The following is a 19,203-nucleotide window of genomic DNA, read 5'->3' as shown; positions in this document are numbered from 1 at the left end:
GGGATCACGATGGGCTCGTGTCAGCGCCACCAGGTGTCGTCGGGCGTCACCGGGAGGTTCCGCTTGTGCTGTGTGGCGAGGTAGCGCGATTCGATGCGCCCCGCGACGTCGGGGTCGACCTGGCGTCCCTCGAGGAAGTCGTCGATCTGCTCGTAGGTGAGCCCCAGCTCGTCTTCGTCGGCGCGGCCGGGCTGACCGTCGAGCAGGTCGGCGGTCGGCACCTTGTAGGCGAGCCGATCGGGCGCACCGAGCAGCAGGAGCAGCGACCGCCCCTGCCGTTTGCTGAGACCCGACAGCGGAAGGATGTCTGCGGCGCCGTCGCCGAACTTCGTGTAGAAGCCCGTCACGGCCTCGGCCGCATGGTCGGTGCCGATCACGAGCAGACCGTCGTGCCCCGCCAGCGCGTACTGCGTCACCATGCGCACGCGTGCCTTGATGTTGCCGCGGTTGAAGTCGCTGATGTCGCTCGTGACGGCGAACTCGATGTCCTCCTCGACGCCGTCGACGCCGTTCTGGATGTTCACCTCGACGGACGAGTCGGGAGCGATGAACTCGAGCGCCGCCTCAGCATCCGCCGCGTCCTTCTGCACCCGATACGGGAGGCGAACCGCGAGGAACTTCGCTTCTCCGCCTTCGGCGCGCACGCGCTCGACCGCGAGCTGCGCCAGACGGCCGGCGAGGGTCGAGTCCTGGCCGCCCGAGATGCCGAGGACGAAGCCCTTCGCACCGGTGACGCGCAGGTAGTCGACGAGGAAGCCCACGCGGCTCTCCACCTCGGCCTCTGGGTCGATCTCGGACTTCACACCGAGTGCTTCAGAGATCTGCTGCTGCAGGGTCATGTCTTCCTCCGGTCTACCCGACGCCAGTATCCTCCCCCAGTGTTACATCGAGATGACGTGGATCGCACACGCGTGGCTTCGCAGCACTCGATCCACCTGGCAGGATGGCGGGGTGAAACTTCTCGTCGCAGCCATGGCCTCCGAACTCGCAGCGTTCCCGGAGGAGCTCGAGGGATTCGACCAGCTCGTCACGGGCGAGGGCAAGATGCAGGCGGTGTTCGCACTCACCCGAGCTCTCGACGCCAAGGAGTACTCCGAGGTCGTGGTCGTCGGGACAGCCGGCGGCATCGACCCTGAACTCGAAGCGACCGCGCACGAGATCGGCAGCGCGCTGCAGCACGACGTGTTCGACCTCGACGGCGTCGCAGGCCAGCATGTGTCCCTGCCCGCGCGCGTGTCCACGGGCCGCGAGGGCGTGCTGATCGCGACCGGTGACAGCTTCGTCGGCGATGCCGGCATCACCGCCGTGATCCGACCGTCCGGTGCAGGACTGGTCGACATGGAGACCTACGCGTACATCTGGGTCGCGCAGCAGTTCGGAGTACCGATCCGCGCGTTCCGTGCGATCTCGGACCGGGCCGAGGATGGCGCGCTCGTCGACTTCCGCGAGGCGATCGCACGGTGCAGCGTGCAGCTGCGCGACATGATCCGTCGGGAGTACGGCGTCTGACGACGGCCCCCGGCGCGCTGTCGCCCCAACGCACTCTGTCGTCGGCGGGGCGGCGAGCATACGGCGGGAGTCTCAGCGAGCTTCGATGACGCTCGGCCCTTCCGGAGTCGCGCGCACGCGGAGCTGAGCAGGAATCTGCTCCTGCATCGCCTCTACATGGCTGATCACGCCCACGGTGCGCCCGCCCTGTCTGAGCTCGTCGAGCGTGCGCATGGCCACGTCGAGGGTGTCACCGTCGAGGGATCCGAATCCCTCATCGATGAAAAGGGTGTCGAGGCGAATGCCCCCGGCGCGCGCAGTGACGACCTCGGCGAGGCCGAGCGCGAGGGCGAGCGAGCTCAGGAACGTCTCTCCTCCTGACAGCGACTGCGCAGGGCGAGTCTGTCCGGTGAAAGCGTCGAACACGACGATTCCCAGGCCCGACGCTGCGCCGCGGGCGGCGAGCGCGTCGGAGTGGCGCAGTTGGTAGCGCCCCGTCGACATGTCGCCGAGCCGACGATTGGCCGCAGCGACGATCTCTTCGAGCTCGGCGGCCAGGACGAACGTCTCGAGCGTCATCTTGCGAGTGTTCGCCCCTCGCCCGGCGATGGTGTCGGCGAGGCTGCGGAGCACCTCGTAGTCGGCGGCTTCGGCTGCGGTGCGCGCATGCTCTACGGCCGCGGCCTCGATGATCGCACTGAGCTGCTCGGCCACACCGGTCGCACGCCCTGCCTCATCGACCGCGGCGGACCAGCGCTGCCGTGCGGTGAGCGACGCCAGCTCCGCGGGGCCGAGATCGATCGTCTCTTCCGGAAGCGTGCGCAGTTCGAGCGGCAGGAGGATCGCGCGCTCCTTCTCCTTCTGGACCGTGTGCTCCGTGACGCGGATCTCGAGCGACGTCTGCGCCGCTGTCGAGCGGAGCGCCAGCTCGACCGCCGCGACTCCGTCGAATTCGGATGCCTCGAGCGCCGCATCCAGCTCGGTCTGCGCAGCTGCCTCCGCCTCGCTTCTGCGCGCTCGTTCGGAGGCCGCCTCGATCAGGGCCTGAGCATCCTGCACCTCGGCGAGAACCGCCGTGAGCCGGTCGGCCACAGAGCCGTATTGCCCTTGCGCTTCGGCGATCGTCTTTCGTGTCTCGTCGATCCGCTGAGACACGAGCGCGTGCTCTTCTCGCGCCGCGGCCAGCGCGGCTGCATCGCGTTCGCGGTCGCCGTCGAGACGCCGGATTCGTTCGATCAGGGCGTCACGCTGCTGCTCGATCGCTGCCTGTCGCTCTGACGCCTCCGTGCTCTGCGCGTGCGCGGCGGTCGCGGCGGTCAGCTCTGCGACGGCCGCATCGACATCTCGACCGTCGGCGCGGGTTGTCGCAGCGGCAAGGTCGGCGCGAAGCGAAGAGGTCGACTCCGCAGCTTCCCGCTCACGTCGCGCGAGGACATCGCGGGCGGCTTCGGCCTCGTCGACGTCATCCGCCGAGACCGGATCAGCGTGCACAGCAGGAGCCGGATGCTCGTGCGATCCGCACACCGGACATGCGTCGCCATCGTTCAGCGACCCCGCCAGCTCGCCCGCGAATCCGTCGAGCCGCCGCTGCCTGAGCTGTGCGAGGGCGGTCTGCGCACCGGCGAGTGCCGTGCTCGCCTCCGCGAGTGTGCGGGCAGCGTCGGCGTGGGCTTCCCCGAGGCGCACGGCCTCGAGCGCCGCCGCGTGCCGCACGGCGGCCGCGTCTTGCGCGGCGGCGAGATCGTGCACGCGATCAGCGAGCTGCCTGGCCGCGTCACGCGCGACAGTGAGCTGCTCGAGCTGGGCGGGGAGCTCACGCCGATCGGCCTCTGCCGCCTCGATGCGCGCTGCGGCGGTTGCCACCGCATCAGAGGCGGTTGCGAGCTCGGCATCGAGCGTCGAGGCTGTCCGTTCCAGCTCTGCCGCTCGCTGCCACGCCCCGGTCTGCCTGGTGCGCTCGGCGACCCATTCTGCAAGGTCGTCCACGACGATGCCGCGCGCCGCCCACGCCGCGCGTGCTCGCGTCTCGGCGGCGGTCGCCGCGTCGAGGGCCGAGGCCGCGGTCGCCGCGGTGGCGATCGGAGCGCGCAGCAGCTCTGCCGCCCTGGCATCGCGCAGTTCCCTGCGCGCGTCCACGATCAGGGGCTCTTCGGCCTCGAGACGATCGAGCGCGGCTCTCGCCCGATCCCGCTCGATCTGCGCCCGCTGTTCGTCGCGCACGGTCGTGAGCGCGGCATCTGCGGCATCCGACTGCTTCTCCGCCTCGGCGCGCTCCGCTGCACGACGCTCGGCCCGGTAATCGGCACGAGCCTTCGCACGGCGCAGACCCTCGAGGCGTTCGTCGGTGGTCACCGCGTGAGGCTGCTCTTCGGCCTCACTCATCTCGTCTGTCTGGGCCTCGCTGTCGTGCCCGAGGTCGGCGCTGTCGACCAGTCTCTGCGCTTCGTCGAGGCGAGCCGACACCGTGGCGAGTCTCGCTCCCAACGACTGCTCCGCCGCCCTGCGTCGCTCGTCGAACCGCGCCTGCACGTCTTCGAATCGCTCGGTGCCGAAGAGCCGCCTCAACAGCGCCTGTCGTTCTCTGCTGCCCGCGAGCAGGAATTCCGAGAAGCGGTTCTGCGCGAGCAGGATGACCTGCAGGAACTGCTCGCGACTGAGCTGCAGGATCTCGTCGAGCTCGTACGCCGCCTCGCGTTCCTTCGCAGCGAGACCGATCCATTCACCGCCGACCATCGTGTCGAGCTGGACAGCCGCCGACTGTATCGTCATACCGCCGCCACGCTTCTTGGGGCGCTCGTAGTCGGGCGACCGTCTGACGCGGTATCGACCGGCCGGCGTACTGAACTCGACCACGACCTCGGTGACGTCGTCGGGCTCGCAGTGATCGCTGCGCAGCCGCTTCTCGCCGCCCTCGTACCGCGGGACCCCGCCGTAGAGACCGAAGCAGACGGCGTCGAGGATGCTCGACTTGCCCGCACCCGTACGCCCGGCGATCAGGAAGATCCCGTCGTCGGCGAACGCGTCGAAGTCGACGGTCTGCCGCTCGCGGAACGGGCCGAATCCTTCGACCTCCAGTCGGTGCAGCTGCATCAGAGCACCTTCTTCATTGTCGGAGCGTGGTCGAGTTGGCGCGACACCGGATGAGATCGAGTCATCGCGGGGCGAGATCGAGTCGTCAAGAGACTAGATGAGCGCTTCGGCGCGGACGCGGTCGTCGAGGACTTCGCGGATCAGCTCGCCCTCACGCTCCGTCGCGCCATGGCCCGAGCGCACGTGCTCGAGGAAGGCCTCGATGCGCTCGGGGTCGGTGACAGCACCGCGCAGTCTCTCGACGTAGGAGCGCTCGACCGCCTCGGATGTCTCGGCGGGCTGGTGCTGCACCATCGCGCAGTGCGGGTACCGCTCGCGTAGCCTGCGCATGGGCTCGGTCTGGGCGAGCGCATCGGTGTACACGGCGCACACCCAGTCGTCGGCGTGCGCGGCGACGTTCTCGGCAGACAGGATCTCGTCGAGGGTGCCGGTCAGTGTGACGAGGCGGCGCGGCACCGGCAGCTCGAGCCAGTCGACCGATGCGAGCCCCGTCGCATCGAGTTCGACCAACCACGACCCTCGAGGCTTGTTCTGCTCGCCGAAGCTGTAGTGCAGCGGAGCACCCGAATAGCGCACGCGCTCGCTGATCTGCTGGCGCCCGTGGATGTGGCCGAGCGCGACGTAGTCGGGACCGTCGAAGACGGAGAGCGGCACGACGTCGAGACCGCCCTGGCGAACCTCGCGTTCGAGGCCGATCGTGGCGTCGACTCCGGCCGAGAAGCAGTGGGCGATCGCGACCGACCGACCGGGGTGCTCGGCCATGCCCGCGCGGACCAGATCCATCGCATGAGCGAGGGTCTGCGCCTGCGTGCGCAGGTCGACGCCGCTCCAGTGCTGACGGACGATCGCCGGCTCGAGGTACGGGATGCCGTAGAACTGCACCGGACCGTCGGCATCCTTCAGCGTCACCGGGGTTCCGATCGCGAGGGGATCGGTCAGCACGTGGATTCCGTCGCGCAGCAGACGTGCCTGGAATCCGAGGCGAGCGGCGGAGTCGTGGTTGCCGCTCGTGACGATCACCCGGGCACCCGTCTCGTGCAGTGCGACCAGAGCATCGCCGAGCAGTGTGTATGCGGCGCCCGCCGGAGTCGCGGAATCGAAGACGTCACCCGCGACGATGACGACGTCGACCGCGTTCTCCCGAACCTGCACCGTCAGCGCTCCGAGCACCTCGGCCAGCGCGTCCATGGTCGAGTTGCCATGGAAGGTGCGGCCGATGTGCCAGTCGGAGGTGTGCAGGATTCGCATACTCACACGGTACGAAGAGCCACCGACATTCGGTCCGAGGCGTGCCGCAGCGCCCGTTCCTGGCCGTCGATCTCTTCGGATCCGGCCGGGAACGGACGCCGCGCGCATCAGTGAGCGCCCACCGCCACTCCCGGATGCGCCGGCATCAGCTCGTCCTTCGTGCCGCGCACCATCACGGCGGCGATCACGGCTGCTGCGACCAAGAGGATCGACGCGACGATGAAGATCCAGCCGTATGCGTCGGTGAGCTGCCAGGGCGAGAGCTCCGCCTGCGCATGCCCGCCCACGGAGGCCGCGTACACCGCCGTGAACACCGACAGGCCGATCGACCCGCCGATCTGCATCGAGGAGTTGGCGACGGCCGATGCGACGCCCGCATCGTGCGGCGCGACTCCCGTCAGGGCGAGGTTCTGCAGCGGGATGAACACGAAGCCCATGCCGACTCCGAGAAGCACGAGCGCCGGGGCGATCTGCACGATGTACGCGCCGTCCGGGGTGATTCCCGAAAGCAGGAACAGGCCGGCCGCGGCGATCAGGGGTCCCACGATGAGCATCGGCCGCGGGCCGATCACGGTGAGGAGCTTCGTCGCGATGGGGGCGATGATCATCGTGGCGATCGGCAGCGGAAGCGTCGCGGCCCCCGCCGGGAGGGCGCCCATGCCCAGCACGAACTGGAGGTGGAAGGTCAGGTAGAGCGTCGCGCCGATCATGATCGCTCCGGCGACTCCCTGGATCAGGAACGCACCGCCGCGCACACGGTCCGCCACCACTCGCAGCGGCAGCAGCGGCTGCGCGACCCGACTCTCGACCCACACGAACACGCCGAGCAGCACGACTCCGAGGGCGAGGAACGTGATCGTCAGAGGGTCACCCCAGCCGTTCTCCGCGAGGCTGAATCCGTAGACGAGGGCTCCGAGTCCCAGGGTCACGGTGATCGCACCCCAGACGTCGTAGCGGTTGTCGCCTTCGGCGCGGCTCTCGGTGAGGAAGAGCGCACCGCCGACGAGGCCGACGGCGACGAAGAAGAGGTTCACCAGCAGGCACCAGCGCCAGTCGGTGAACTCGGTGAGGAATCCGCCCAGCAGCAGTCCGATCGCTGCACCCGTTCCCGCGACCGTTCCGAAGACCGCGAACGCGGTGTTGCGCTCCCGTCCGGACGGGAAGGTGACGGTCAGCAGAGCGAGCGCCGCCGGGGCGAGGAGTGCGGCGAAGACACCCTGCAGACCGCGCGCGAGGATGAGCTCCCATCCCTGCTGTGCGAGACCGCCGAAGAGGGATGCCGCGCCGAACCCGACCATCCCGATCATGAACGTCCGCTTGCGTCCGAGGTAGTCGGCGATGCGACCGCCGAGCAGCAGCAGCGCGCCGAACGCGAGGGCGTATGCGGTGACGACCCACTGCCGCTGGCCGTCGCTGAGGCCGAGATCGGCCTGGGCTCGAGGAAGGGCGATGCTCACGATGGTGCCGTCGAGGACGACGATCAGTTGGGTGAGGGCGATGACGGCGAGCGCCCACCACTTTGTCTGGGGGCGGGCGCGCAAGGACGATGACATGGAAGAACCTCCGGTGTCGGGGACGATGCCGGAGGTTTCGAGCCTCGGACCAGCGCGCTGCGAGCGCCTGACCACCTCAGCCGACGGGGCTGAGCAGAAGATCCATATTACCCGACGTGAGGCTCTGCGAGTGCGAGCGGAAGATCCCCTGACCCACCCTCGTCACGATGATCGGCACGTGGTGATGCGACATGCGCGATGCGCGGTCACATGTGCGGGGTGCGGGGCTGCGCGATGCGAATCTGGGCTGCCCTCCGCCCGACATGTGCCGGAATTGCCCCTCCGGCTGGGGTTGTGCCCGCCTCGTCGTGACTACCGACTTCCGCTCGCTACTCCTTCAGGTCATGCAGCCAGTTCGCCTGCTGGATCCGATTGTCGAGTTCACGCAGCTCCTGCGCGACGGCGTCCGCGCGCGAGCGCAGGGCGGTGACGGGGAGCGCGGAGATCTGCCGCAGCTCAGATCTCATCTGTCGGAGGAACTGGTCGTTCGCTCCGGATGCCGCAGCCGCGGCATCCGCCAGCAGCGAGTGCTGCAGACGGAGCACGTCGCGGGCGGCGAGCGCATCCGTCATCGTTCCGTCCGCGCCCAGGTCGAGCCGGGAGTTGGTCGCGTTGATGCGCCGGATCAGGTCACGAAGCTGCGCGAGTGCGGCATCGGCCTCGAGGAGGAGGGCTGCTGCGTCCTCTGCCGGCTCCTCCCCCTCCTGATACCTGGCATTCGCCGTGATGCGCGCGCGAAGCTGCTCGATGCGACGCTGCAGATCGGCGCGGGCGGTGAGGGCCTCTGCGAGTTTCATGCCTTCATCCTGTCAGGACGTCTCGTGTAACAGAGCGTCACACGGCCCGGCCTCAGCGCGCACGCAGCAGAGACGCGCGCTCAGGGTGCGCGGAGAACCAGTCGGAGACGTACCAGCACACGGCGTCGACCTTGCGATCGCCCCGCGATTCGATGTCGGCGACGGCTCCTTCGACGACCGTGCCCGCATAGCCCTTCCCGCGGAAAGTCGGGATTGTGAACGCTCTCGTCAGGGCGATCGTGTGTCCGTCGTCCCGGTAGTCGAGCACGCTCACGAGCTGCCCGTCGCGCATCAGCGTGTACCGCGATGCGTCCTTCTCGTCGGTGAGGATGAAGCCGGAGGCGAGGGTCGAGGTGGTCACCCGCACCACGTTACGCCCGACTCCCCCGCCGACGGCCGTTTTGACACGCACGGACTTCTTCCGACATAATCCCCCCATGACTACCAACGCAAGCCCTTTGTCCGCCCAGGAGGCGAACAGGACTGCCGGGATGATGATGCCCGGTCGCGTTGGCATGTGTTGCCGAATGTGTCGCTGAACGAACAGCCACTCCGTCTGACCTGACTTCTCGCGATCTGCGGGGACTGGTCTTCGAGCATCCACCCTTTGCTCGCTCTTCCGGCTCGCCCGGTCATTCATGCAACGCATCAGAGCCCGTCTCCCGGCTCACGTCCTGAGGACTTCATCATCATGTCGAACATCGCACTTCTCGAGCGTCCCTCCGTCTCCGCCGCTGTCCGCACCGCCCCGTCGGCGCCCGCGAGCGCCCCGCTCGACGCAGATCTTCCCGCCGTCCGCTCACCCCGCGGCTTCGCCCTCTACGTCGGTCTCGACGAGATCAAGGCCGCAGAGGCAGGGGTCAGTCTCCCGCTTCTCGTCGACGCCCTGCGTCGCACCCTCGCCGAGCTCGCGCCCGGCGCCGAGACACACGCCACCGTCGCCCTCGCCCCGCACGGATCGGGTGGTCGCGACCTCGACGTCGTCCGCCTCGCGCTGCACGAGCCCGGCGCGATCGCTCGCACCAAGGCCGCAGCCGAGGAGGAGACCACCGACGAGGAGGGCGGCGTCGTCGTCGACATCTCGCGCAAGCGGGTCCTGATCGACGGGGAGTCCGCCGCCTTCACCTACAAGGAGTTCGAGCTCCTGCAGTACCTCGTCCTCCGCGAGGGACGCACGATCGAGCGAAGCGAGCTCGTCTCCGCACTGTGGCAGGCACAGGACGACGAGACCCCGGGCGAGCGCACCATCGACGTGCACGTGCGGCGGCTGCGTGCCAAGCTCGGCCGCTACGAGGACATCGTCCGCACCGTACGTGGAATCGGATACCGCTTCGACCGTCACGCCGACGTCGTCATCCGCTACGGCCACGGAACTCCCTCGCCCGACCGCTTCTGATCCCGATGTCAGGCCCGCCACGTATGGTGGGCGCATGACCCTGACCGCGGATGCCGGAGCTGCTGACGCAGCGCCGCAGAGCCCACCGCGGACGACCGTGTACCGCCCGGCCGCGCCGGTCGATCTGCGCGCGACGGTGGGGATGCTTCGTCGAGGTCCCGGCGACCCGACCATGGTCCACGACGGCCCCGTCATCTGGCGCACACTGCGCACACCGCTGGGTCCGACGACACTCGCTCTCCGAATCCACGGCGACGAGATCAGGGCGACCGCGTGGGGCGCCGGAGCGGAGCACGCGCTCGACACCGTGCCGTCGCTCTGCGGCGCCGATGACGATCCTTCGGGTTTCGACCCGTCCCCTCATCCGTTCATCGCCGAGGTGGCCCGCCGCACGCGCGGATTGCGCCTCGCCCGCACAGGTGTCGTCTTCGACGCTCTCGCGTGCGCCATCATCGAGCAGAAGGTCACCGGACTCGAGGCGTTCCGCGCCTGGCGTCTGCTCGTCACGAAGTTCGGCGAGCGCGCGCCGGGGCCGACGCCGCGACCGATGTACACCGCGCCCACGGCTGCGGAGTGGCGCCGCATACCCTCCTGGGACTGGCATCGCGTCGCCGTGCAGCCACCGCAGTCGAAGACGATCGTGCGAGTGGCCGAACGGGCCGACAGCGTCTCCCGAGCCCTCTTGACCGCGCCCACCGGCGACGATCGCGACCGCGTGCTGACGAGTCTCCCCGGGGTCGGCCCGTGGACGTCGGCGGAGACCCGCATCCGCGCGCTCGGCGACCCCGATGCGGTGAGCGTCGGCGACTACCACCTCGCCCACGAGGTCGGCTACGCGCTCACCGGTCACCGCACCGATGACGACGGGATGCTCGAGCTCCTCGAGCCGTGGGCCGGCCACCGGCAACGGGTGATCCGGCTCATCTTCGCAAGCGGAGTGAGCGAACCCCGCCGCGGACCCCGACTCTCCCCCGAAGACCACCGCGGTCGCTGACCCGCGCGTCAGACCAGGATCGCCTCTAGGCTGAGCGCATGTCCCGCACCGCGCTCCGCTTCTCCGTCACCGCCGGGCTCCTCATCCTCGGCATCGTGATCGGCCTGATATTCCAAAACGTCTGGCTGGGCATCCTCCTGGCCGCGATCGTCTGGCTCGGGTGGTTCATCGGCTACGAATCCCGTCGCGGGCGCAACGAAGGTGTCAACGACGAGGACCACGGCATCGAACTCTGAGCGACCTCAGTAGTAGACGGCCAGCGGGCCGGAGGGTCCTTCGACCACCTGCACGTCGGTGTCGAACACCCGGGTGAGCACCTCACCGGTCATGATCTCGGCCGGCGAGCCGAACTCGACCACGGCACCGTCCTTCATGGCGCAGATGTGATCGGCGTAGTGTCCGGCGAAGTTGATGTCGTGCAGCACGATGACGATCGTGCGCCCGAGCTCCTCCGATGCTCGCCGCAGGTGCTTCATCATCTGCACCGCGTGCTTCATGTCGAGGTTGTTGAGGGGCTCATCGAGCAGGACGAACTCGGTGTCCTGTGCGAGCACCATCGCGACGTAGGCGCGCTGCCGCTGCCCACCCGAGAGCTCGTCGAGGTAGCGCCCCTCGAGCTCCCCGAGGTCGAGGAAGTCGATCGCCTCGCTGATGACCTGCTCGTCCGCCCGATTCAGCCTCCCCTGGGAGTGCGGGAAACGGCCGAAGCCCACGAGTTGACGAACGGTCAGACGCGTGACGAAGTGGTTCTCCTGTCGGAGCACCGAGACGATCTTGGCCAGATCCTTCGACTTCGTCGTCGCGACGTCGTATCCCGCGATCTCGATCGCTCCCGCATCCATCCCGCCGAGACGGCCGATCATCGTCAGCAGAGTGGACTTGCCCGCGCCGTTCGGACCGATCAGTGCGGTGATGCCCCCGGCGGGGATCTCGAGATCCACGGGACCGATCGCGACCTCGCTGCTGTAGTCGCGGCGCACGCCGTCGAGTGTGATCACAGTCGGCCCTTTCTGAGGATGACGATGAGGAAGACCGTGCCGCCCACCAGTTCGATCAGGATCGACACCATGCCCTGCGCGTAGAACACGTTCTTCATGACGAAGTACGCTCCGGCGAGGATCGTGAAGGCCGTGAGCACGGCCACGGGGAAGATCAGCCGGTGATCGTGAGAATCTGCGAACTGATAGGCGAGGGTCGCGACGAGGAAGCCGAGGAACGTCATCGGGCCCACCAGCGCGGTCGAAGTCGCCATCAGGACGGCCACCAGGAAGAGCACGATGTAGAGCTCGCGCTTGTGGTCAAGGCCGAGCGAGCGCGACACGTCGGGGCCGAGCGCCAGGAGGTTCAGCCTCCGTGACCTCAGCCACAGCAGAGCGGATGCCGCGACGCACAGCGGAATCGCCAGAGGCAGGTACGACGCGTCGGCGTTGGAGACGTTGCCGAACAGCCGCGCCGCCAGCACGTCGAACTCACTGGGTGTGAGCAGTCGCTGCATGAATGTCGAGATCGCGCCGAGCCCTCCGCCGATGATGATGCCGATGAGCAGCATGATCTGCAGGTTGCCGTAGCGGCCGGACAGCAGCCATCCGTACAGCGCCATCGCGAGCCCGACCATGATCACGACCTGGAGGCCGAACTGCCAGACCCCCTGGATCGCGACGAGCCCGGCGACGCCGAACAGGTACACGGTGGTGGTCTGCACGACCCGATAGAGAGACTCGAACCCCATGATCGACGGGGTGATGATGCGGTTGTTCGTGACCGTCTGAAAGCTCACGGTCGCGATGGCCTGCGCCACGGCGACCACCGCCATCACGATCACGTTCGTCGTCCTGAGCTTCGCGATGCGCCAGAAGCCGGGCGAGCCCACGGGCATCGGGTTCTCCCAGGCCAGCAGCGCGAAGGCGAAGACCGCGGCGAGCACGATGAGGATGCCGAGCACGATCGCGTACCGACGCCGTGCTCGGGGCGTCGTGAAGGATCCGGAGGTGCGGTCGTGTGCCGCGATCACACTAGCCACGACGGCGCTGCCTCAGCAGGAGAAGGATGAAGACGATCGCGCCGACGATCCCGAGGATCAACGACACCGGGACCTCGAAGGGCATGATGATGGTCCGACCGATGATGTCGCAGACGGTGACGATCGCGATGCCGAGCAGGCAGACCCACGGCAGGTTGCTTCGCAGGTCGTCGCCGCGGACCATCGAGACGATGTTGGGGACGATGAGCCCCAGGAACGGCAGGTTGCCCACGACCACCGTGACGACGCCGGTCGTGATCGCGATGAGCACGGTTCCGAGGAGGATCACCCGGTTGTAGTTCACACCGACGTTCGTGGCGATCTCCTCGCCCAGCCCGGCGATCGTCAGGCGGTCGGCCACGAGGAACACCACCACGCCGACGATCGCGACGATCCAGAGCATCTCGTACTGACCCCGCAGCACCGAGGTGAAGCTGCCAGCGAACCAGACGCCGATCGCCTGCAGGGAGTCCGTCGCCAGCGCGAAGTAGGTGGAGACCGCTCCGACGACGGCGCCCAGCATGATTCCGACGATCGGCACGATGAGCGACGACCTGAGCGAGACCCGGCGGAGGAAGGCGAAGAACACCATGGTGCCGATGAAGGCCGCGACGATCGCGCCGATCGTCCGCAGCGGGATCGACGGGTTGGGCACGAGCACCATCACGGTCAGCAGCCCTAGGCCCGCCCACTCGGTGGTGCCGGTCGTGGTGGGCTCGACGAAGCGGTTCTGGGTCAGCAGCTGCATCACGAGGCCTGCCATGGCCATCGCGGCACCGGCGAGGACGAGAGCGATCGTGCGCGGAACACGCGTGATCTGGAACATCTCGGCGCCGTCCGCGGCTCCGGCGATGTCGTACACGCCCGTGAAGAGGGACACGACGAGAAGGGCGACGACGACGAGGACGCCGACGAGGAGTCTCACGTCGAAGAGCCGCCCGACGGTGCGGGACGGCGCGGGAGAAGCGGTGCGGGTCATGATGGAACGCCGGATGGCGGCATCCGCTGCGGAGCGGATGCCGCCATGCAGCTGCTACTTCTGCGCCGCCTCGAGCGCGTCGGCGAGATCGTTGAGGAACGTCGTGTACGTCTGGATGCCCTCGTTCAGGTAGGTGTCGGTGGGCATGTAGACGATCTGGTCGTCGGCGACGGCAGTGACGGAAGCGAGTGCCTCGGAGTTCTCGAGGATCTCCGATGCCTGGACGTAGTCGGGCGTCTCGGCTGCGAACACGGCGTCACGGTCGAGCACGAGCATCCAGTCGGGTTTCGACGAGGCGATCGCCTCGACAGAGATGTCGTCGCCCTGGTGGTCGTCGCTGGCGTCGTCGACCTCGAGTGCCGGCGTGAGGCCGAGGATGTCGTAGATCGGGCCGAGCGAACGGCCGACGGTCGGTGCGAGGTATCCGATCTCACCGCCCGAGGTGTTCACGGCCATGACGGTGTCGGAGTCGTCGTAGGCGGCCTTGGCGCGCTCGACCGCGGCGTCGAAGTCGTCGACGAGTGCCTGCGCCTCGTCCTCCTTGTCGAAGATCTCGCCGAGCACCGTGACCTGCCGCTTGAGCTCCTCGTCGAAGGGCTCGCCCTCGCGGGGTTCCAGGTCGATGATCGTGGCATCGGGAACGAGCTCGGCGATCGCCTCGTTGTGCTGAGTGAAGCGCTGACCGCTGATGATCAGATCGGGCTCGACGGCGACGATGGCCTCGAGGTCGGGTTCGCTGTGCAGGCCGATGTCGACGATCGCGTCGTCCTCGAGGTACGACACCGTGTCGGGCATGAGCGAGACCGCGCCGGCGGAGAGCTCGACCCCCCAGTCGGACAGCGTCTGGAAGGTGCGGTTGTCGAGTGCGACCACCGACGTCGGCGGAGTCGCGATCTCATGCGTGCCCGTGTTGTCCTCGATAGCGACGGATGCGGCCGCCGCCTCGGCCTCCTCCGGTTCTGATTCGCCGCCGGAGGCGCACCCTGCGAGGGCGAGGAGTCCGACGAGACCGATGCTCGTGGCGGTGAGGATTCTGGGCATGGACATGGAGAGACTCCTGTTCTGCGGTGTGGAAACGCGCACGAGTGGCGCAGGATGATCGGCTTAGGCTTACCTAACTCCGACCTGAAAGATAGGTTAGCCTTACTTTATGAGCGATACGAAATCCGCCTTCTCGATCGAGCGTCGCGGCCTCGACCTGCGGTTCCGCACGGCGACTTTGAGCGCCAGGGAATGGCTCGCCCCCGACTTCGTCCGTGTACGCCTGACCGGCGGCGATCTCGAGGGATTCGACTCCCCGGGATCGGATGATCACATGCGCCTGTTCTTCCCCACGGGCCCTGTGACCTCGGTCGAGGAGATGCGGTCGGCGCCGAGTCGCGAGTACACGCCCCTCGCCTGGGGGTCGGACTGGCTCGACGTCGAGTTCGCGGTGCACGGCGACGCCGGCGTCGCGGCGCTCTGGGCCGCCACCGCTCCTCTAGGGTCATCGATCGGCGTCGGCGGGCCGCGCGGATCGGCGGTGCTCACAGGCGCTCCCGGGTCCTGGCTCCTGGTCGGAGATGAGACCGCGATCCCCGCGATCCGGCGCTTCGCGGCGCTCATGCCCGCAGATGTCTCCGCACGGATCGTGCTCGAGACGGTATCGGCCGGTCGCGAGATCGACATCGACGCGCCCGTCGACGTCGAGTGGCTGCATCGGGCCGATGCGCCCTCAGGCTCCGCTCTCATCGCTTTCCTCGACGGACTGATGGCAGAGGATTCGATCGGCGACGACCCGTTCGTGTTCATCGCCGCGGAGCAGTCGATCGTCAAGCCCGGGCGTGCACTGCTCGACCGGTGGGGCGTCGACCCCACGAGCGCCGTGGTGAAGGGCTACTGGAAGCGCGGCGAAGCCGAGTATCACGCACCGCACTGACTCCTCGGAGGCGCCGGAGGCCGGCCTGCGAGACTGGGCACATGGCACTTGTCGATCACCTGGGCATCACCGTCCGCGACCTCGAGCAGGGGCGGGCGCAGTTCGACCCGATACTGACGGCGCTCGGGTACGAGTTCGGGAGCGAAGCCGAGGACGGGATCTCCTGGCATCACGGCGACGAGACCGAGATCATCATCTTCGCCCCACGCGGCGAGGACACCGGCCCGCACGTGCACGGACGCGCCGGATGGCAGCATCTCGCGTTCGCGGTCGACTCCCGCGGCGACGTCGACCGCCTGCACGCGGTCGCCGTCGCCGCAGGATGGACCGTGGTGCGCGAACCCAAGATCTACGAACGGTTCAGCGAGCACTACTACGCCTCGTTCGTCGAGGACGCGAGTGGCGTGCGCGTCGAGTTCATGCACAACCCGCCTCGCGCCTCCTGATGGTTCCCCTGCCGAATGCCTTCTGCACAAAAAGGCGCATACCGCGATTTCTCCCCGCGCCATGGGATGACGGTATACAGCGACGTCGATCTCGATGCGTCGTCTGGAACGATGCGAGGATGACACGGTGCACCTCATGAACGACGCTCAGATCTGGACGATGATCGACTCGTTCACTGCGCTCATGCTCAGCATGATGACCGTCGTCTCGACGCTCTTCATCCGCGTCGTCCGTGCCGAGATCGGTGGACTCCGCGGGGAGATCGGCGGACTCCGCGGGGAGATGAACGCTCAGATCGGCGGACTCCGCAACGAGATGAACGCCCGCTTCGACACCGTGAACACCCGCATCGACTGACTCGACCGCGACATGCAGGCCGTCGTCAAGCGCTCCTTCGGCCTCGACCGAGACTGACGTCAGACCACGGGGGCGGTGACTGCATCGGCATTCGCCCGGTCGGTGAACGCCTCTTTCGGGACGAACACGAGGATCGCGGCCGCCACGAGCGCGGTGACACCGCAGACGACCCAGACGGTGATGTAGCCGGCGAAGGATCCGGCGGTGCCCTCGACCGCGCCGCTCACGCCGTTCAGCAGTGCGATGCCGAAGATGCACGATGCGATCGCCCCGCCCACGGTCTTGACCGAGTTCGTCAGTCCCGTCGCGACACCCGTCTGCGTGGCCGGAGCCGCCGACGCCGCGGCTGCCGGAAGCGCAGCGACGAGCGCCCCGGACCCGAGTCCGACGACGACCATGTTCGTCACGACCTGCAGGTACGAATCATGGAACGGAAGGAACAGCAGGAATCCGACGCCGACGAGCAGCGATGCCCCCATCAGCGTGACGCGCGGGGTGAGGAGTCGGGCGATCACCGGGAACAACAGGGCACCGGCGATCATCGCGATCAGATACAGGCCGATGATCAAGGAGGTCGCGAAGCCGGTGGTTCCGAGTCCGTAGCCGTACACGCCGGGGTCGGTGCGAGCGAAGGTCGACAGCGGCGCCTGGGCACCCAAGACGCTCACACCGAAAAGTCCGGCTGTCAGGAACACCGGGCCGAGCGCCGGGGAGCGGAACATGCGCACATCGATGAGCGGGTCGTCGCAGCGGAGCTCCCAGAGCACGAACGGGATCACGAGCAGGATCCCGACTACCACGACTGCCCACGACCACGGGTTGACCAGCCCGCCCTCGAGACGCAGCAGGCTGAGTCCGCCGGTGAAGCAGATGAGCGCCATCGAGATCAGCACGACGCCGACCGTGTCGAACACGCCGCCGGTCGGGTCGGGAGACTCCTTCACCCCGAACAGGATCACGAAGAAGCAGACGACGATGAGCACGGCGGGGATGAGGAGCACGACCGTCAGCGGCAACGCATCGATGAGTGCGCCGCCGACGAGCGCACCGATGATCGCGCCGCCCTCGAGCGCAGCCACCAGAAGCCCCGCGGCCTTCGCCGTGATCGACGAGCGCCCCTCCATGCGACGGGAGCGCGACCAGATCAGGGCGATCTCGAGCGGCAGCCACACGACGTAGAAACCCATCAGCGTCCAGCCGATGAGGAAGACCGGGAAGGAGTCGGTGAACGGCAGGACGAGCGCCGCCGCGGCCGTCAGCGCGGTCGAGATCAACAGCATCCGCTTGTGGCCGACCATGTCGCCGAGCTTCGCGAATGCCGGCACGACGAGCGCCGAGAGCATGAGCTGCGTGCCCTCGAGCCAGTTGACATCCGCGTCGTGGATGCCGAGGTGCCGCGCGATGTCGGTGAGCATGGGCGTGTAGTAGCCCTGCAGGACACCGCTGGTGAATTCGACGAAGGCCAGGAAGCCCACGACGGTGGCGAGGGTTCCCAGAGTCCGACTGCGCGTCATCGCGGCTCCTCGAGAAGAAGGCTGATCCGAGCGTTCAGGCGCCCGGAGGAGGGTGAGATCACACTAGCCGCTCGATGAGAGCGCGATGGAACCGCTCCCCCCGCTCGAGGGCTGCGATCTCGACGTTCTCGTCCACGCCATGGATCGACGCCCGCTGCGCGTTCGACATGTCGAGCGGTGCGAAGCGGTAGACGGCGGGCGCGAACCGGTGGAAATGACGCGAATCCGTCGCCGCCATCATCACGTAAGGCACGGCCGGAACGCCCGGATGAGACACCGAGAGAGCGTCGGCCAGCAGTGCGAACTGGGCGTTGTCGGTCGCGGACTCGGGCGAGGGCTCGCTCGCCTCCTCGACCTTCACCACCACCAGCGGATCGCGGATGCGCCGACGCACCCGGAGCACGGCCTGCTGCGTCGTCTCGCCCAGCGCGATCCGCAGGTTCACGGTCGCGGAGGCCTTCGAGGGCAGGACGTTCGCGGCCGTTCCACCCGACTGCATCGTGGGCGCCACCGTCGTGCGCACGAGGGCGGCCGGCTCACCGCCGAGCGCCGCGAAGAGCTGGCCTGTGAGCAACGGCGCGGATCCGAGCAGACGGAGAAGATGCCGAGCTGGCCCCGGCGTCTGGGCGCCGAGCTGTGTCAGCATCCGTCCGATGGCCTTCGAGGGCCGAGGGCGGAACGTGGTGGGGCCGAGGCGGTCGACGGCCCGCGCCACTCGACGCACGGCGGTGAGCGCCGGGGGCGCCGAGGCGTGGCCTCCTTCGCCGCGCGCCGACAGGGTGAGCGTCATGACTCCCTTCTCCCCCACGCCGATCATGGCCGCGCGTCCGGGCACGAACGGCAGTGGAGCGTCGACCACCGCGCCTCCCTCATCGACGACCAGCCACGGGACGATGCCGCGCTCGCGGAGCACACGTGCGATCTCCTCCGCCGCCCGACCGTAGGTCTCCTCGTTTCCGCCGAACGAGAGGTAGACGTCGCGGGCGGGAACGAAACCGTCGGCGAGCAGGTTCTCCACGGCTTCGAGCACGACGATCAGCGGACCCTTGTCGTCGAGGGCTCCGCGTCCGTAGACGATGCCGTCGGCGATGACACCGGCGAACGGCGGATGCGTCCAGGCATCGCTCTCATCGACCGGCACCACGTCGTAGTGCGCCATCAGTACGACCGGCTCCTCGGAGAAATGTCCAGTGCCCGCCCAGTGGAAGAGCAGTCCGAAGTCGGTGTGCCGCTCGAGCGTCAGCCTCTCGTGGACGCGCGGGTAGAGGTCGGCGATCAGCGTGACGAAGTCCTCGAACGGCCCGGACCCGCGCTCCTCGAGCTCGGCCGAGACTGTCGGCAACTGGATCATCTGCGCGAGGCGTTCGGCGATACCTGGGCGAGGTGCGGTCACGTCGGCCAT

At 68.1% G+C, this 19,203-nt stretch carries 19 protein-coding genes; 7 read left to right on the top strand and 12 right to left on the bottom strand.

Going from position 1 to position 19,203, the window contains the following annotated elements; genetic code table 11:
- Window positions 1-20: 20 nt before the first annotated feature.
- A complete protein-coding gene (nadE, locus tag ASF63_RS14985) occupies window positions 21-839 on the bottom strand; it encodes an ammonia-dependent NAD(+) synthetase (RefSeq protein WP_056515752.1) in 819 nt (272 codons plus the stop codon).
- Between the two features lie 112 nt (window positions 840-951).
- Here nadE and ASF63_RS14980 point away from each other — a divergent pair, with 112 nt between their 5' ends.
- Entirely contained in the window at window positions 952-1,509 is a 558-nt protein-coding gene (locus ASF63_RS14980; protein ID WP_056516314.1) for a nucleoside phosphorylase, read from the top strand.
- Between the two features lie 72 nt (window positions 1,510-1,581).
- Here ASF63_RS14980 and ASF63_RS14975 read toward each other — a convergent pair whose 3' ends face one another.
- The 5 genes from ASF63_RS14975 to ASF63_RS14955 all read right to left on the bottom strand — a co-directional run bounded on the left by ASF63_RS14975 (window position 1,582) and on the right by ASF63_RS14955 (window position 8,468).
- The gene (locus ASF63_RS14975) at window positions 1,582-4,578 is read right to left on the bottom strand and encodes an AAA family ATPase (RefSeq protein WP_056515749.1); all 2,997 of its coding nucleotides are present in this window, start codon (window positions 4,576-4,578) and stop codon (window positions 1,582-1,584) included.
- A 93-nt stretch (window positions 4,579-4,671) separates the two neighbouring features.
- A complete protein-coding gene (locus ASF63_RS14970; protein WP_056515747.1) occupies window positions 4,672-5,826 on the bottom strand; it encodes an exonuclease SbcCD subunit D in 1,155 nt (384 codons plus the stop codon).
- Window positions 5,827-5,933: 107 nt separating this feature from the next.
- Window positions 5,934-7,379 carry an MFS transporter gene (locus ASF63_RS14965; protein ID WP_056516311.1) on the bottom strand — a complete coding sequence of 482 codons (1,446 nt, stop codon included), beginning with the start codon at window positions 7,377-7,379 and terminating at the stop codon, window positions 5,934-5,936.
- Window positions 7,380-7,708: 329 nt separating this feature from the next.
- The gene (locus ASF63_RS14960) at window positions 7,709-8,176 is read right to left on the bottom strand and encodes a DIP1984 family protein (RefSeq protein ID WP_056515745.1); all 468 of its coding nucleotides are present in this window, start codon (window positions 8,174-8,176) and stop codon (window positions 7,709-7,711) included.
- Window positions 8,177-8,228: 52 nt separating this feature from the next.
- Window positions 8,229-8,468, bottom strand: coding sequence for a GNAT family N-acetyltransferase (locus ASF63_RS14955; RefSeq protein ID WP_056516308.1), 240 nt, complete (start codon window positions 8,466-8,468; stop codon window positions 8,229-8,231).
- A gap of 399 nt (window positions 8,469-8,867) precedes the next feature.
- On the opposite strand from ASF63_RS14955, the gene ASF63_RS14950 reads away from it, so the two are divergent.
- From ASF63_RS14950 to ASF63_RS14940, 3 genes are read left to right on the top strand one after another with little or no spacing between them, the layout of a single operon-like run.
- Entirely contained in the window at window positions 8,868-9,572 is a 705-nt protein-coding gene (locus ASF63_RS14950; RefSeq protein ID WP_056515741.1) for a winged helix-turn-helix domain-containing protein, read from the top strand.
- A 34-nt stretch (window positions 9,573-9,606) separates the two neighbouring features.
- Entirely contained in the window at window positions 9,607-10,566 is a 960-nt protein-coding gene (locus ASF63_RS14945) for a DNA-3-methyladenine glycosylase family protein (protein WP_056515739.1), read from the top strand.
- A gap of 38 nt (window positions 10,567-10,604) precedes the next feature.
- A complete protein-coding gene (locus ASF63_RS14940) occupies window positions 10,605-10,802 on the top strand; it encodes a hypothetical protein (protein ID WP_056515736.1) in 198 nt (65 codons plus the stop codon).
- Between the two features lie 6 nt (window positions 10,803-10,808).
- Here the strand turns inward: ASF63_RS14940 and ASF63_RS14935 are convergent, their stop codons facing one another.
- Genes ASF63_RS14935 through ASF63_RS14920 form a run of 4 tightly spaced genes read right to left on the bottom strand, consistent with a single transcriptional unit; the run spans window position 10,809 to window position 14,612 of the window.
- Complete coding sequence (locus ASF63_RS14935) at window positions 10,809-11,564, bottom strand: ABC transporter ATP-binding protein (RefSeq protein WP_056515733.1); 756 nt, start codon at window positions 11,562-11,564, stop codon at window positions 10,809-10,811.
- Window positions 11,561-12,586 carry an iron chelate uptake ABC transporter family permease subunit gene (locus ASF63_RS14930; RefSeq protein ID WP_056515730.1) on the bottom strand — a complete coding sequence of 342 codons (1,026 nt, stop codon included), beginning with the start codon at window positions 12,584-12,586 and terminating at the stop codon, window positions 11,561-11,563. The genes ASF63_RS14935 and ASF63_RS14930 overlap by 4 nt, the downstream gene beginning before the upstream one ends.
- A complete protein-coding gene (locus tag ASF63_RS14925; RefSeq protein WP_056515728.1) occupies window positions 12,579-13,565 on the bottom strand; it encodes an iron chelate uptake ABC transporter family permease subunit in 987 nt (328 codons plus the stop codon). The genes ASF63_RS14930 and ASF63_RS14925 overlap by 8 nt, the downstream gene beginning before the upstream one ends.
- Window positions 13,566-13,619: 54 nt before the next feature.
- On the bottom strand, window positions 13,620-14,612 hold the full coding sequence (locus ASF63_RS14920; RefSeq protein WP_056515725.1) for a siderophore ABC transporter substrate-binding protein: 993 nt from the start codon (window positions 14,610-14,612) through the stop codon (window positions 13,620-13,622).
- Between the two features lie 103 nt (window positions 14,613-14,715).
- Here ASF63_RS14920 and ASF63_RS14915 point away from each other — a divergent pair, with 103 nt between their 5' ends.
- The 3 genes from ASF63_RS14915 (at window position 14,716) to ASF63_RS14905 (ending at window position 16,287) form a co-directional block, all read left to right on the top strand.
- Window positions 14,716-15,483: a siderophore-interacting protein gene (locus ASF63_RS14915; protein WP_056515723.1), complete on the top strand. Its 768-nt coding sequence runs from the start codon at window positions 14,716-14,718 to the stop codon at window positions 15,481-15,483.
- 41 nt (window positions 15,484-15,524) lie between these two features.
- Window positions 15,525-15,929, top strand: a complete 405-nt coding sequence (locus tag ASF63_RS14910; protein WP_056515720.1) for a VOC family protein — start codon at window positions 15,525-15,527, stop codon at window positions 15,927-15,929.
- Between the two features lie 136 nt (window positions 15,930-16,065).
- Window positions 16,066-16,287, top strand: a complete 222-nt coding sequence (locus ASF63_RS14905; RefSeq protein ID WP_056516305.1) for a hypothetical protein — start codon at window positions 16,066-16,068, stop codon at window positions 16,285-16,287.
- 59 nt (window positions 16,288-16,346) lie between these two features.
- On the opposite strand, the gene ASF63_RS14900 is transcribed toward ASF63_RS14905, so the two are convergent.
- A complete protein-coding gene (locus ASF63_RS14900) occupies window positions 16,347-17,801 on the bottom strand; it encodes an MFS transporter (protein WP_056515717.1) in 1,455 nt (484 codons plus the stop codon).
- 58 nt (window positions 17,802-17,859) lie between these two features.
- On the bottom strand, window positions 17,860-19,203 hold the full coding sequence (locus ASF63_RS14895; protein WP_056515715.1) for a M20/M25/M40 family metallo-hydrolase: 1,344 nt from the start codon (window positions 19,201-19,203) through the stop codon (window positions 17,860-17,862).

Source organism: Microbacterium sp. Leaf320 (assembly GCF_001423485.1).
Taxonomy (GTDB): Bacteria; Actinomycetota; Actinomycetes; order Actinomycetales; family Microbacteriaceae; genus Microbacterium.
This window is presented reverse-complemented; position numbering and strand designations above follow the sequence as displayed.